This is a genomic window from Elusimicrobia bacterium HGW-Elusimicrobia-1, assembly GCA_002841695.1.
GTDB lineage: Bacteria > Elusimicrobiota > Endomicrobiia > PHAN01 > PHAN01 > PHAN01.
The window spans coordinates 11637-26344 of record PHAN01000012.1 but is presented as its reverse complement, the minus strand read 5'-3'; the positions used below and the strand labels follow the sequence as shown (position 1 = coordinate 26344).

Sequence of the window (14708 nt, the reverse complement as noted above, 5' to 3'; positions counted from 1 at the left end):
AGAAACAACGCCCAAACTTGACAAAAAAATCGTTTTTTGTTAACCTTATGTTTCGGTTAACATAGGTTAATGTAATTTTATCGGGTTAACATACTTTTGCAACACTCAAAACATGGCTGAAAAAAAATATCTTACCATACCCGAGGTCGCCAAAATCCTGGGCATAAGCAGGATAGCGGTATATAAAAAAGTTAGAAACGGACAAATGAAAGCCGTAAAAATCGGTAGAAATTATGCCGTATCATCCGAATTGGTGACAGGCGGGGCCGACAAAAAGATTTCCGGGAGGGACATTGATACGACGGAGCGCGCGGTAAAAAGAACTGTCGCCGAGTACGGGGAAGCGCTTAAACTACTTGGCAGAGAATAATGAAAATCCTGAGCGTCAAGGATGTCGAGTTGATTGCGTTTACTCTGGCGCGGGAACTGATGTCCTTTAACGAGCCGATACCCGATTTTTCTTCCCGCTTTCCGAATATTCTTGAAAGTTGCGTGGCGACGCCGTTTCAGAGTTTCGGCGGGCGCGGGCTGTATTCGACGCTCGCGACAAAGGCAAGCATACTATTTTATCTTCTTATAAAGAATCATCCGTTTCAAAATGGCAATAAAAGAATAGCCATCACGACACTGCTTGTGTTTTTATATAAAAACAACAAGTGGCTTAAAGTGGATCAGCAGGAGTTTTACAACTTTACCGTCTGGGTGGCGCAAAGCCCCGCGCAATTCAAAGATGAGGTGGCGAAGGCGATAGAAAAATTTATCTTAAAAAATATCGTCGCCGCCAAGTGGCCGAATAACTAATTATGCTCATAGGAATCACCGGCTTCTACTGTTCGGGGAAGGACACGGCGGCGGAGTTTCTCGTCGACAAAATGGGGTTTGTCCATTTTTCCCTTTCGGATGTCCTGCGCGACGAATTGAAGCGTCGGGGCAAAGAAGTAACGCGGACTAACTTGCTTGAAACAGGATTTGATTTAAGAAAAACGCGCGGCTTCGGAGTGCTGGCCGAACTTGCCGTGGAAAAATGCCGCAAAACACCGGACAGCGAAAACTTCGTGATAACATCCATACGCCATCCCGACGAAATAAGGCGGCTTTCCGCCGAGAGCGATTTTTTTCTGCTCAACCTTGAAGCGCCTGCGCAAATCCGCTTTGAGCGCCTTAAAAAACGCGGGCGGGAAAACGACCCCCGCACCTTCGACGAGTTTACGGAATTTGAGAAAAGAGAATCCGCCACCGACGGGCCGGGACAACAACTCGGCAAATGCGCGGCGATGGCCGACTTTAATATGGACAATTCGTTAAACGACCACGAAATGCTTTACCATAAAATTGACGCGCTGCTGACGGAATTAAGAACTCGTCTCGATGAAGCGGCGGCGGAAGCGGGGGGAATATGAGCGTTTTTGAGATAATAATGCTGGTGTGTTTCGGCGCGGCGTGGCCTTTTTCCATTCGAAAATCATATATCTCGCGTCGCAACGAAGGTAAGTCGCTCGCGTTTCTCGTCGTGGTCTGCGTCGGATACGCGGCCGGAGTCATACATAAAATTTTGCGGCATCCCGACGCCGTGACCGCCCTTTACGCGCTTAACGGAATTATGGTATTTGTCGACATCGTTCTTTATTTCAGAAATCAAAAATTAATGCGGCGACAGACCCGCGATGAAAATACCGCCGCCCGTCCGGAGGCACAACGATGAGATACATCAGTTTTATAGGAATGTTCGCGCTTATAGCCATTGCGTGGATATTCTCAAAGAATAAAAAAGCCGTTAATCTTAAAACCGTGGCGGCGGGAATGATGCTTCAAATCATATTCGCGCTGATAGTGCTCAAGTCGCCGCCGGGCAGGGCGTTCTTTCAGTTTATGAACGACGTGATAATAAAACTTCTGTCGTTTTCCGACGAGGGCGCGATTTTTCTTTTCGGCAACCTGATTAACAACCAGTCGCTGGGCTTTATCTTCGCCTTTCAAGTGTTGCCCACGATAATATTCTTTTCGTCTCTTATGTCGGTGCTTTATTATCTGGGCGTAATGCAGTGGATAGTGGTCATATTCGCCAAAATAATGTCGCGGCTTATGGGCACGTCCGGCGCGGAATCGCTTTCGGCGAGCGCCAATATTTTTGTGGGACAAACGGAAGCGCCTCTTGTCGTGCGGCCTTACATCGCCGAGATGACGCAATCGGAACTGATGGCGGTAATGACCGGCGGAATGGCAACAATAGCCGGAGGGGTGATGGCCGCTTACGTCGGGATATTGAAAAACTATATGCCCAACATCGCGGGACACTTGCTTGCCGCAAGCGTTATGTCGGCGCCCGCCGCGCTGGTAATGGCCAAAATCATAGTGCCTGAGACGGAAGAGCCCAAGACCAAGGGTGTTGTAAAAATTCAATATCAGACCGACGACGCCAATGTAATAGACGCCGCCGCAAACGGAGCCACCATAGGAATGCAACTGGCTCTCAACGTGGGCGCCTGCCTTATAGCATTTATGGCGCTGCTGGCTCTTGCGAATTTCGTGGTAGGATACGCGGGCGGACTTTTCGGCGCGGACGGCCTTTCGCTTCAAAAAATATTCGGCTGGGTGTTTTCCCCGCTGGCCTGGATTATGGGCGTGCCGTCGGCCGACGTGCAAATCATAGGAAACTTTATGGGACAAAAAACCGTGCTCAACGAGTTCGTGGCGTATTTCAATCTGGCCACTTTTCTGCGCGACAACCCGGGAATTTTAAGCGAGCGTTCGGTAGTCATAGCCACCTACGCGCTCTGCGGTTTCTCCAACTTTCTCTCGATAGCCATACAAATAGGCGGCATCGGCGGCATAGCGCCGAGCCGTCGCCACGATTTGGCCAAACTCGGCCTGCGCGCCGTGCTCGCGGGCTCGCTGGCTTGCTTTATGACGGCAACTATCGCGGGATTCCTTATATAAAGCGAGGAATGTAATGACGAAGTAGGGACAGGTCGCGACCTGTCCCTACCAAAATTCCTAATTTCCTAATATCGGTTTTTATATCGGTCTTTACCAATGAAACTCAGCAGTAAAATCGCTCTACTGGCCGGACTATCGTCCGTGCTTTCCGCCGGAGCGGCCCTTTTTGTCGGCCGCGCGGTGCTGGTGGAATCTCTACTGGCATCTCATTTCATAGCCGAGAAGGATATGCTCAATTCCGTCGCGGACCGTCTGAGCGCGGCCGCGGAATCAGGCCGACGGGGCGCGCGCGCCGGAGCCGCGCGTTTTGCCGCCGACGGCAAACCGAAACGGCCGCGTCAAACGCCGTCGGCCAAAAAAAGCGGCGGATACGCCGAACTCGACGTCCTGCCTATGTGGCGCGATGTCAAGCCGCACATCCGCGGAAAAGACATCTTCGCCGTGGATACCGACGGACGTCTTGTCGCCCACGACGACGAAGCCAGAGTGGCCGCCGCGTCGGATTTTTCCGGACTTGAGGCCGTCTCCGAAGGCGCGCTGCGCCGTCGGAGGTCCGACGAGGCATTGATAACTCTCGACGAAAAGGCGCGAAAATCCGTCGCCGTATGGGCCGACGGCCCGGCGGACATCGTGATTTTTTCGCTGACGCCTTACGAAGACGTCATGCGGCCTCTGGCCAAAATGACCGCCAAAGCCGGCGCGTGGGCCGCGCTGATAGCCGCGATTTTCGCCGCGGCGGGCATATTCTTCGCCCGAAGGATAACGACGCCCCTGGAACGGCTTCGCGCCGCGGCCATCGAAGTTTCCCGCGGCAAACTTGATTTCGACGGTCTTGAAATTCCTTCGGCCGACGAGGAAGTCGCCTCCCTGGCGAAGGACTTCGCCGCGATGACCGAAGCGCTCAAAAAACTTATGGGCCTCCGTGACGACCTGGTGCATATGATCGTCCACGACCTTAAATCCCCGCTGAGCGCGATAGTGTCTTCCATCGAATTTCTGAATTCCGACGCCCAATCCGCCGGCAACGACAAACAGTTGAAATTTCTGCGGCTCGCGCGCAGTTCTTCCAAAAATCTTATGCGTCTGATAGAGGACATGCTCGACGTGGCAAAACTTGAACACGGCAAATTGCGGCCGGTTCTCTCGGATGTTTCCGTAAAGTCCCTGCTGGAAACGTCGATGCGCGACTTTGAGGCGCAGGCGTCCGCCGAAAAAAAGATTCTTTCGCTACGCTGCCCCGACGGACTCCGCGCGATTTGCGATGAAGCGCTGATGCGCAGAGTAGTTTCCAACCTCCTCTCCAATGCCATGAAACATACCAAGACCGATACCGGCGCCATAGAAGTCGAAGCAAAATCCGACGGCATTTCGTGGACGCTGACCGTAAGCGACAACGGGATGGGCGTCCCCGAAGAATATCTTTCTAAAATATTCGACAAATTCGTACAGGTGGAAGGCAGGAGATTTCAGATAAGAAGCGGCGCGGGGCTGGGACTGACTTTTTCTAAGCTGGCGGCTGAGGCGCACGGCGGGGAAATATCGGTGGCAAGCCAGGAAGGCAAGGGAAGTTCCTTTTCGGTCAAACTGCCCTTTTCTGCTGTCCAACTGTGACCGAACAGACGCTTTTACTAATCACTATTCACTTCTTTTTATTTCACTGACCACTGCCTTAAACCCGAAAACAGCGGAAAACCAATGATGGTATTCGGAGTTTGTTCCAAGTGCGGATTGAAACTCGGAAGAAAAAGCGGCTTCTGCCCGCGTTGTTTCGAGCGCAACGAAGACATCTCCCCAAATGATTTTTCGCGGCGGAATATATCTCCGGTCCGTCGGGGAGGAATTTTTTTTTCTGTCTTGTTAAGCGTCGTAGCCGTGCTGGTTCTGGTCGTTATGATACGAGCCCTGCGTATGGGTATGGCGCTCTGGTAAGAAGTTTACGCCCGCCTGAAAATTATAATTGAGCCGTCAGTTTTGCCTCTATAACCTGCTTTGGCTGCAATCCCACCACTTTATCGACTGCCTTACCGTCTTTGAAAATCACAAGGGTAGGAATGGCCGTAACTCCATAGAGCGCCGAGGACTCGGGATTTTCGTCCACGTTGAGTTTGCCCACCTTGGCCCGTCCGGAAAACGCCGCGGCAATGTCGGCTATTACCGGCCCCATCATTTGACACGGGCCGCACCACTCGGCCCAGAAATCCACCAGAACCGGCACTTTCGATTCCAAAACTTCGCTTTTAAAATTTCCGTCGTTGAGAATTATCTCGGTCATAATTCCTCCGTTTAACAATTGGTCGCTGGCGAAAAATTCCCACAGTTTGTCATTCCCGCGCCACGCCCCGCCAAAGGCGAGGCTCCGCAAATGCGGGGCCGAGGGAAAGCGGGAATCTAGAAAAAACACTGGATTCCCGATAAAAACATTCGGGAATGACAAAAGAAGTCGTTTTTCACCAGTAATAAATTACACTATGGTATTTTATAAACTCATTACTATTTTTCCGGCAACGCCCAGAAGTATGGCCATTGTATAGTTGAGTACTATATGAATCCAGGAAAAATCGTAGATTTTCTTTATGCCGTAAATAACGCTTTTAATTATCCACAGGGCAATCATAAACAGCCACCACTGCCCCGGCAGCAGAAACAGGGAAACTATGGCCAGCCGCTCTATTATCGAATAATATTTCAGATCCGCCCGTATCACGGCCTGCCCGAAAATATCTTTTTCGATGTAGTAAATAAATATCGTCATAAAATGCGCGGCCAGCACGTAAATTATGGCTATTATGACCCACCTCTCGGGCGTTATGCTTGAATCCAGCGGGGTAAAGATGAATATCATCAGATAGTGGATGAATTGATCCCACAGGAAAAAAATGAATGAGTCCGGAGAATTGAATTTCGATATGGTCCAAACCCGCCAATTATCTTCCATGTAATGCAAGGCGGTAAGAATACCCAGCGCCATCCAGCCGCTTATTCCGAAACCGAGTATCTCAACCCATATTTCGTTTGCCCGCCAATAGGTAAGAAGCGCGCCGACGGCAAAGAAAATAATGGAATGAAAAAGCACGCCCCACGAGCTTTCTCTTTTCCATTTGGCTATCTTATTCGTCTGCAGGGTAAAATCACTGACGAAATGAGCCAGAATCAACCGCCAAAAAAGATCCATAATTTATGTCCCCCCATAACACACGTGTTCGGTTAAACTATTGCTTTGTGCGGATTGAGTATTCCCCCTTAACAAAGGGGGTCTGGGGGTTGTATTCTCCCCATCCTCGACGAGAGGATTGAAGCGCTCCCCCATATCAAATGGATAACAACCCCCTTTTATTCCCCCTTTATTAAGGGGGAATAGAAACTCAAACTTCGACAGCGTAAATTTTGACGGGTTTGGCCTTTCCTTTCACTTTAACTTCCGCAAGATAATTCGTCTTAAATGTGTCCTTGACTATGGCGTAGGTAAACTCCGATATAATGACTTGCGTGCCGTAATCTTTGTTGAGACCTTCCAGCCGCGCGCCAAGATTTACATTATCTCCGATAACGGTGTAATCCATACGCTCGTAAGAGCCCATATTGCCCACAACCATCTCACCCGTGTTTACGCCTATCCCTATGTTTATAGTGGCGGTCTTTCCCTCCGCAAGCCACTTCACCTGAAGTTTTCTTAGTTCTATTATCATATCGCGGGCGCACGAGACGGCTTTTAGCGCATGGTCGTTCTGCGGAATCGGCGCGCCCCAGAAAGCCATGACGGCGTCGCCCATAAATTTATCGAGGGTTCCGTCGTGCTTAAAGACGACTTTGACCATTTCGGTCAGATATTCATTAAGAAGCGCGACGACCTCTTCGGCTTTAAGCTGCTCGGACATCGTAGTGAAACCTCGTATATCCGAGAAAAGCACGGAGAGTGTTTGCTTCTGACCGCCTAACTTTAAGCTGGCCGGATTATTCAAAATGTCGTCCATAACGTGCGGACTCAGATAATGCGAGAATGTCTTCTTGATATATTTCTTTTCTTTTTCTTCGGTAAAGAACCTGTAAAGGAGAATCCCTACGTAACAGAACAATCCCGCGACTACCGGCGCCGTATAATTAAAATAGCGGTTGCCCAAAAACATCGCGTACGAAACACCGAGATATCCGAATATCGCGGTAGAAGCAATAACGCTCCCTTTCCAGGCGCTCAATGTAGCCATAAAATATCCGCCGGCGGCGCATATAAGCGCGGAAGCCAGCAGCGCCCAAATCCAGGATACGGGACGGAAAAAGTTGCCGTTTATGACGTTTGATATGGCGTTGGCGTGAATTTCCACGCCGGGAAAAACCGGCGAATACGGTGTCGCCTTGAAATCAAAAAGCGCGGCGGCCGTGCCGCCGACCAGGACTACCTTGTCCTTAAACCTGGAGCCGGGAATTTTTCCTGATATAACATCGACGTAGCTGACATACTCGAACCGCTCGAAACCGCCGCGATAGTTGACTATCATTTCGCCGTTATCGTCGAGATCGACGCGACGCTCCCGGAGTATGGCGTCGATGCGCTTGCCGTAATACAACTCCAGTCCGCGCATCGCCAGAGACGGCAGGAGCAATCCTTTATACTCTATTACGACGGGCACTTTGCGGCATTTGCCGTCGAGTTCGGGAAAAATATTCACGAATCCGACTCGCGGAGAATGAATATTTTCGCCGGGCGGAACAAGATATACGTCAGGCGAGGCGCCCTTAAACTGAAACATCCCGCCCAGAATTGTCCGCCGCGAACGTCGGGCGGCGGCAAGCAATTGGGCGTCGGAGGCGGGGTCGGCGCGGTCGGCCTCGGTGAACAGCACGTCGAAAATTATCGCCTTCGCGCCGTCGCGGGTTATTCTGTCTATCAAACGGGCGTGTACTCTTCGCGGCCAGGGCCAGCGGCCGAGTTTTTTTACGGCGTTTTCGTCGACGGCCACTATTATCACATCAGGGTCGGCGGCGAGCGGCCCTCGCAGTATAAACTTGAAATCCGACAAACTGTTGTCAAGCGCCGTCAAAAAGCCCGCGAACCATAGCAGCATAACCGCAAAAAAAACCGCGGAGGCGATAATAAAAGATATTTTCTTTTTGGTATTCATAGGTTTCCTCCGGCGGCGAGTCGACGTCGAGTGTTTATGATATTAAATTTTTATATTTTTTCAAGCTTTGCCTGAACCGAGGGGCGGCGTGATTTTCGACACAATGCCGCAAGGATTCGCAAACGAGGACACTTTTTAATCTGCGCCGCGCCCGGCTTTTTGATATAATCTGACGCGACGGCCGGCGATTTTAGTGTTTTTTCGGCCGACAAGGGCAAGTGGCGGAACTGGCAGACGCACAGGTCTCAAAAACCTGAGGGGACTATGTCCTCGTGTGGGTTCAATTCCCACCTTGCCCATTTATTTTTTTTCGACAACAATGTCGTCGACCGGCGAACAAATCAAATCCCCCACCGTAACCGCTTCATAGCCGGCCTTTGAGGCAGCATCCAACACCGCCTCAAGCGCCGCGATAGTTTTTGTTCTATTGCCCCCGCCGTCGTGAAAAAGCAGTATGGCGCCGGGCTTCAGAGCTTCCACATATTTTCGCGTGGTCTCTTCCTGACTCAAACCCATCCAGTCGTAGCCCCTGGTCCAATTTGTCATAACGTGTCCGGTGAGTCGCGCGACATCGCGCGACCAACGCGCGCAGTATCCGTGCGGCATTCGCAAAAACCGAGTACGCTCGCCGACAGCCGCGAAAATCAGCGCGTCGGTTTTATTGATTTCGGACGTGAGCGCCACGGCGCGGTCATCATTTTTATACGCGTAAAAGTTTATGTGCCCGTAGGTATGGTTTGCGATTTCGTGGCCTGCCGCGTGAATCTTGCGCAGTATGTCTTCGCGGCCTTTTATCCTTGACCCCATAACAAAAAAAGTCGCGCGGGCGCCGCGGCGCGCCAGGATATCGAGCACTGCGGGCGTATAATCGCCCGGGCCGTCGTCGAAACTTATGGCCACGGCTTTGCGAGACGTCCGGACTTCCGCAAAAAACGAGCCGGGAGGCGGAAAGGCGTTCCGCGCAACCTCACACGGAGCGGGCGCGGCGCGGCATCCTGCCGGAGCGGAACACACTACAAGCAGCGGGAACAAAAAAGATATTTTCATTTTACTCATAAGTTCGGGCCGCCTCGATAGATTTCTTGTAGAAAAAATACGCCAAGACGGCATTGGCCATAAACAACGCGGCGGCGGAAACCATAAGCAAATTTCCCGAACGCGCGGACGGCACGGCGGAGAATGTCGTTATGTAGTACGCCCTGAACGGCCCGGCCGACACCGTCAAATTCAACGCCACGTAAAAAAGAGAAGCGGCAACATAAAAAAGTCCGCCGTTGGATCCCTCTATCTCGGCCGTGCTTGAAAATATTTTTTTGGGAAACCTTATGCCGAAATATATGGCCGCCGTCGATACGCACAGTGCGATTCCGGCGGTAAAACCTATCCCCGCAATCGAGGCGGCCGCCGGTATTGCGAGTATCAGCGCGGTGCCGGAATAAAGCGCGGAAGACGATACGGCAACCAGCGCGGCGCGGGAGAGAAACTTGGCGCGCACTATCCGCTCCACGGACATCGGCGACGTGGCCAGCACCCACCAAAATCCCGATTCCTCGCTGAACGCGGCGAAGACAAACCGCAGAGAAAGAGCCGCGGCCACAAATCCGACAAGGCCCACGTTCATAAAAGCCACTATGGTTTTAAGATAAAAAGTGTCGGCGGGAATTCTGGCCGCGCTGGCCAGGTAAACCGCGAATAGTCCGGCGACCAGCATTATTTGCGACCATCTTTGCGGCTCTCTGAAAAAAACCTTCGCGTCCAGAGCCATTATTTCGCCAGAAGGTCCCCGCGGGTTGATTTTTTCCGAAAAGCCGCCGGAACGTCCGGTGTCATTCTTGTTGGCCAGCGAATCGGCGTAAAAATACTCCGAGAGCTTAGAGACGGCCGCGTAAAGCGCCGCGCAAATGCCCGACAGCGCCAACCAGCCGATAATATTAAACCCGCCCGCCGAAGATTTTGCCATAATCGCATAATAAATCCCCGACGGCAGACGTGATGCGGCGGGCGTTTCAAGAAAAGACAGATATTCGGCGACAAACTCAAGAGAGTCCGGCCTGACAAGGCGCTCCGGTTCAAGCATTCTTATCAGCACGTAAATCGCGCTGCCGGAGGCCGCCAGCAGAACCCATATCAGCCTTCGCGCCTTGGAGGCAGGAAAAAGGGCGCTCACCAATATTACCGCCGCAACGCCGATGGCCGTCGCCGAGAAAAAAAACGGCGCGAGTCCCGCGAAACTTTGCGCGTAAAATGAAAACGGCGCAGAGCGCGCCGCGCCAAAGGCCACCACCAGCGGAACCATCGCGGCAAGGGCGGTGGTGGAAGAATCTCTGAAGACACGAAAGAGTTTCACGGCGGTAACGTCGGCGAACGGAAGCGGCCAGGACATCAGAGTGTGAGTGTCGGACGCAAAGTAAAAATGGCCGTACGCCGCGTTCAGCGACGAAAAAACAGCCATCCACCATACCGACAGGCATACCAGCGAAACGAACTTGCCCGATAGCGCGGGACCTATCAGCGCGACCGAGTCGAGATAGGATATCAGCCGCCAGAAAAAAAAGAAAAGCGAAGCTGCGAAAACCATTCCGATAAAAATAAAAAGAGCCGCCTTAAACTCTCCGAAAAGTGTCAACGAAAGAAAGCGATTCCTTACTCCCCTCGAAAATGCCCAGACGAAAGTCGAAACGGTATTCATCATTACGGAAGGTTCCGGACGCTTATAATCCGGGCTGTTTGTCTTTAACTATCTCAAAAAAAATGTCTTCAAGCGACATCTCTCTGTCAAAAAGTTTTTTGAGATTCTCTCTCGATTCGGCCGCCACAATTTGTCCGCGGTTCAAAATACATATTTTATTGCAGAGTTTTTCGGCTATCTCAAGTATGTGCGTGGAGATAAAAACAGCCGCGCCGCGGCGGGCCGCCGCCTCGACATGAGCGCGGGCGGCGCGAACGCTCATAGGGTCGAGTCCGGTAAACGGCTCGTCGAGCAGAAGCAGCAGCGGCTCGGTCAGAAGCGCCGCGCACCAGGCGAGTTTCTGCCTCATTCCGTATGAATATGTCTCTATCATCGTGTCGGCCGATTCCGAAAGTGTGAAGTCCGCCAGCAGTTTTTCGCCGCGCTCGGCGATAACTTCGGAAGAAAGCCCGTATATTTTCCCGACGAAAGACAGATATTCGCAGCCACTCAGCCGCTCCCATAAATATGGCTGCTCCGGAACAAGAGATGTGATTTTTTTACACGCCACGGGGTCGTCGGCAATGGACACTCCGTTTATTTCCACCCTGCCCGAAGTTGCCAGGATGGCTCCGGAAACGATGCGAACGGTCGTAGTTTTACCCGCGCCGTTGGGCCCCAGAAAACCGAGCACTTCGCCCGCTCCGACGGAAAACGTAAGCCCGCTAAGGACTTCGACGCCGCGAAACTGTTTGGTGAGCGACTCGACTTTAAGCATTGGTATGGTTTGTGAAGCCAGCGTTGAACATTCCGCGCCGGCAAAGCGTTACAGGAAGGAATACCTTATCATCAATTGCGTAAGCGCGCCCGCGGAAAGAATCGGTATCCAAAAATTGTCGTTGAGCGGCCATTTTATCAGTTCAAAAAATGCCGAGAAAACGGCGCCCCACAGGAATATCGGCCACGGAAGAAGAAAATATCCTACCGCCAGATTCGTAAACAGACAGGCCAAACTTCCTTCAAGAGATTTTGTGCCTATTCTGGTTCTGCCGATAATCCTTCCCACAAGAGCGGCGGCCGTGTCGCCGAGCGCGGCATAAAGCAGCGCCGCCAGAACGATATTGCGCGTAAGCGGGTTGTCGGGGCTGTCGAAAAAATACATCGTAAAAAATGCTCCCGAAAGAGTCCACAGAAGTCCGCTGAGATGCTGTTCTTCGCTTTTTCTATGGATGCCCAGAAGCAAAATAAGCCGGTTGATTTTTTCATGATTAAGCCGGACCATCTCGATGACAAGGGCGGTGAAGATTGTTATACCCATTCCGCCGACCGCGATTTCGCGCGGAAGGAACCAGTAACCCACGACGTAAATAAGCGTGAGCATGTGAAAAAGTTTTCTTTTTATTTCTTCAATGACGTGAACCGGCATATTGCGCACTCAACCTTTCGGAATGGAATCGCCGACGACTCGACGCGCGGCGGGAATAATATTTTCGTAAAACACACGCCACAGCCATGCGTAAAAAACGGCGGAAAGCCGCCATATTTCCTTTAAAAACCCTGCAAGGTCGCCGAAAACGGCGGGCGACCCGAATAAAAATTTAAGCAGAAAAACGGATACGAATATATACAGAGAAAATATTACCGCAAGCGAAAAAAACACGCCGTCGGATTTAATATCCGACTGCCCCTGCAATATCGCGCCGGCGGTCATAAGAAAATGAAAGCTCAGAGCCAGCCCGAACGCAAAATGCGCCGCCGGCTCCCACGGCATTATCCGGGGCCAGAGCATCGCGGAAAGTTTCCATATGCCGAAAATCATCGCCGCGTAGAGCGGAAAAAAATACGGCGCGAGAGTGATCAGCGAATTGGTTTTATCGACGATGACGCTGCCGTTGTCTTTTTTAACGGATATCTTTTTGACGCGGCTGCCCGTAAGGACGGCAAAAAGCGCGTGAGTCATCTCGTGTTCGAATATGTAAACTTTTGCCGGCCGCGCGACAAATTTCTGAAAAACCGGATACAACGCAAGAGCCGCCCAGAAACTCCGGTAAACCAGTATCGACTCCGAGGCAAAGTTATACAGAAAACGCGCATAAGTGTAAACGGCAGCGGCGACGACGGGCGCAAGGGCCAGGGCCGCGAGCGTCTTTATAAATTTCATCAGACGAACACCACCCGGTTTTTGCCGCTCTGTTTGGCCTTGTAAAGCGCTTCGTCTGACTTATGCACAAAGTCGGACGGATTGTTCATTGAAACGTCCCAGGCGGCTACGCCGAAACTCGCCGTCACCGGTTTACCGTCGGACGTTTTTATGGAAGATTCCGCGTGCGCCCTGATATTTTCGGCTACATTGACCGCGCCCGACACGTCCGTGGACGGCAGCAGCACGGCGAATTCTTCGCCGCCGTATCGGCCGCAAATGTCCGTGGCGCGGGTCTTGACTCTGACCGTCCTGCCGAATTCCCTGAGTATTCTGTCGCCTTCGATGTGTCCGTAGGTGTCGTTTATTTTTTTGAAATTATCGAGGTCACACATCACCAGAGTAAGTTTTTCGCCGGTGCGGCGGGCGCGGGCCATTTCTATTTTGAGCCGCTCCTGAAAATGACTGCCGCGAAATAGTTTGGTCAGCCCGTCGTAAATGGCGTATCTGTAAAGCGACGAATTGTATATGGCTACGGCCGCCTGGTCGGCCAGGGACGTCAGTACCGTCTGAAGATGTTTATTGGTCGGTCGCCGCGAGCCGGCCAGATCGGCCAGCGCCATCAACCCGAAAACTTTGTCTTTTGTCACAAGCGGAGTGACTACGTAGTTTTTGAGTCCGTGTGTGGATCCGAACAATGAGCAAAACGGATTATCCCGCGAGAAAGTGTCGGACGCGCTCAGACCGAAATCGCAGCCGCCCGAAAATGAAAATATTTTATTTTCTTCTACGGCGAAGTCCTCTGAAAAATCCAGATTATGCGAATCGGTCAGGATGAATTTTCCCTCGCCCACGTCCCAGAAAAAAAGCGCCGAGCGCGCCGCCGCCGCAATGCCCCTGAACGCGGCGGAAATCTTCTGCGCCAAAATTTTAGAATCGAGCGTGGAAGATATGTCCAGCGAGTAGTTATGAAGCGCGTAGAGGTCCTGAGTTATGGAAACGTAGTGTTCTTTGGTTTTTTTAAGTTCTTCTTCCAGAAGCGCCTGCTGCCCGGCCTGTTCGTCGAGACGCGTTTTTCCCGCGGTTTCCGTGGCACATACGCCCATCAACGGACAGATGAGAAGATAATCGCAGCTCCTGCAAAACGGAGTTTCTCTGGGTTCATAATCAGTATCCGAAGCGATAGCCGCGACGCGCTCCTCAAGATCGCTCTCGACTTCGGCAAGCTGTTCGGGAGTGCGAGTCGTGGTGAGTTTCTGTCCGTGCTGAAAATAATAAACGGAAATTTTCTCCGGCGAGTACTCCGGATATTTCTTTAATGCCCCAAGCGCGTACAGCGACATCTGGAGGTCCTTATCAAAGGTCTCCTGCGTCGGCATATACTTGCCGGTTTTGTAATCTATTATCTCAAGCTTGTTTTTTGTGCCCGGCAGAATGTCTATGCGGTCCATTCTTCCGGTAAGAAAAAAACCTTCCATAGGAACGCGAAAGAATTCTTCGACGCGAAACGGCGTTATTTTTACGTCCTGAGTGTCGAAGAATATGCCCAGATACCGCTCGGCGTCGCGAAGATACTGTTTTTCTTCGTCCTCGCTGGAAAATCCTTTTTTTATCCACACCCGACTCAGAATGCCGAGCAGATTTTCCTTGGTTCTGGACTCCGCATTCGGATTTTTGAAGAACTCTTCCAATGCCTTGTGAAGGGATTCTCCGAACGACAAATAAGGTTTTTCCTGACGATAAAGCTTGGCGAGACCATCCACATACTGGAACTTGTATTTCCGGGGGCAGTCCCCGTATATGGATAGCATATTGTAGCTTACGTACATTTTGCCCATGGTGAGAC

The 14708-nt window shown here is 51.6% G+C and carries 16 protein-coding genes and 1 tRNA gene; 8 read left to right on the top strand and 9 right to left on the bottom strand.

Translation table 11 applies throughout. The features are described from left to right. Nucleotides 1–112 precede the first annotated feature (112 nt). The 7 genes from CVU77_06920 (at nt 113) to CVU77_06890 (ending at nt 4866) form a co-directional block, all read left to right on the top strand. Nucleotides 113–370: a hypothetical protein gene (locus CVU77_06920; protein PKN01077.1), complete on the top strand. Its 258-nt coding sequence runs from the start codon at nt 113–115 to the stop codon at nt 368–370. After that, nucleotides 370–801 carry a type II toxin-antitoxin system death-on-curing family toxin gene (locus CVU77_06915; GenBank protein ID PKN01076.1) on the top strand — a complete coding sequence of 144 codons (432 nt, stop codon included), beginning with the start codon at nt 370–372 and terminating at the stop codon, nt 799–801. Before CVU77_06920 ends, CVU77_06915 begins: the two co-directional genes overlap by 1 nt. 2 nt (nt 802–803) lie before the next feature. Further along, nucleotides 804–1400 (top strand): hypothetical protein, encoded by a 597-nt coding sequence (locus CVU77_06910; GenBank protein ID PKN01075.1) that lies wholly within the window; start codon nt 804–806, stop codon nt 1398–1400. After that, nucleotides 1397–1702 carry a hypothetical protein gene (locus CVU77_06905; protein ID PKN01074.1) on the top strand — a complete coding sequence of 102 codons (306 nt, stop codon included), beginning with the start codon at nt 1397–1399 and terminating at the stop codon, nt 1700–1702. The genes CVU77_06910 and CVU77_06905 overlap by 4 nt, the downstream gene beginning before the upstream one ends. Then, a complete protein-coding gene (locus CVU77_06900) occupies nt 1699–2937 on the top strand; it encodes a NupC/NupG family nucleoside CNT transporter (GenBank protein PKN01073.1) in 1239 nt (412 codons plus the stop codon). Before CVU77_06905 ends, CVU77_06900 begins: the two co-directional genes overlap by 4 nt. 96 nt (nt 2938–3033) lie before the next feature. Next, nucleotides 3034–4548, top strand: coding sequence for a hypothetical protein (locus CVU77_06895; protein ID PKN01072.1), 1515 nt, complete (start codon nt 3034–3036; stop codon nt 4546–4548). A gap of 84 nt (nt 4549–4632) precedes the next feature. After that, nucleotides 4633–4866: a hypothetical protein gene (locus CVU77_06890; protein PKN01071.1), complete on the top strand. Its 234-nt coding sequence runs from the start codon at nt 4633–4635 to the stop codon at nt 4864–4866. Between the two features lie 22 nt (nt 4867–4888). Here the strand turns inward: CVU77_06890 and trxA are convergent, their stop codons facing one another. From trxA to CVU77_06875, 3 genes are all read right to left on the bottom strand, one after another. Then, on the bottom strand, nt 4889–5209 hold the full coding sequence (gene trxA / locus CVU77_06885; protein ID PKN01112.1) for a thioredoxin: 321 nt from the start codon (nt 5207–5209) through the stop codon (nt 4889–4891). Between the two features lie 204 nt (nt 5210–5413). After that, on the bottom strand, nt 5414–6109 hold the full coding sequence (locus CVU77_06880) for a hypothetical protein (GenBank protein PKN01070.1): 696 nt from the start codon (nt 6107–6109) through the stop codon (nt 5414–5416). Between the two features lie 190 nt (nt 6110–6299). Beyond that, nucleotides 6300–8054, bottom strand: coding sequence for a hypothetical protein (locus CVU77_06875; GenBank protein ID PKN01069.1), 1755 nt, complete (start codon nt 8052–8054; stop codon nt 6300–6302). Nucleotides 8055–8266: 212 nt separating this feature from the next. On the opposite strand from CVU77_06875, the gene CVU77_06870 reads away from it, so the two are divergent. Further along, a tRNA-Leu gene (locus tag CVU77_06870) sits at nt 8267–8353 on the top strand. A 1-nt stretch (nt 8354) separates the two neighbouring features. Here the strand turns inward: CVU77_06870 and CVU77_06865 are convergent. From CVU77_06865 to CVU77_06840, 6 genes are read right to left on the bottom strand one after another with little or no spacing between them, the layout of a single operon-like run. After that, nucleotides 8355–9164, bottom strand: a complete 810-nt coding sequence (locus CVU77_06865; GenBank protein ID PKN01111.1) for a hypothetical protein — start codon at nt 9162–9164, stop codon at nt 8355–8357. Continuing rightward, nucleotides 9103–10746 (bottom strand): hypothetical protein, encoded by a 1644-nt coding sequence (locus CVU77_06860; protein PKN01068.1) that lies wholly within the window; start codon nt 10744–10746, stop codon nt 9103–9105. Before CVU77_06860 ends, CVU77_06865 begins: the two co-directional genes overlap by 62 nt. A gap of 19 nt (nt 10747–10765) precedes the next feature. Continuing rightward, nucleotides 10766–11500 carry a hypothetical protein gene (locus CVU77_06855; protein PKN01067.1) on the bottom strand — a complete coding sequence of 245 codons (735 nt, stop codon included), beginning with the start codon at nt 11498–11500 and terminating at the stop codon, nt 10766–10768. Nucleotides 11501–11548: 48 nt separating this feature from the next. Beyond that, nucleotides 11549–12148, bottom strand: a complete 600-nt coding sequence (locus tag CVU77_06850) for a hypothetical protein (GenBank protein PKN01066.1) — start codon at nt 12146–12148, stop codon at nt 11549–11551. A 9-nt stretch (nt 12149–12157) separates the two neighbouring features. Continuing rightward, nucleotides 12158–12883: a hypothetical protein gene (locus CVU77_06845; GenBank protein ID PKN01065.1), complete on the bottom strand. Its 726-nt coding sequence runs from the start codon at nt 12881–12883 to the stop codon at nt 12158–12160. Continuing rightward, entirely contained in the window at nt 12883–14700 is a 1818-nt protein-coding gene (locus CVU77_06840; GenBank protein ID PKN01064.1) for a hypothetical protein, read from the bottom strand. Before CVU77_06840 ends, CVU77_06845 begins: the two co-directional genes overlap by 1 nt. Nucleotides 14701–14708 lie beyond the last annotated feature (8 nt).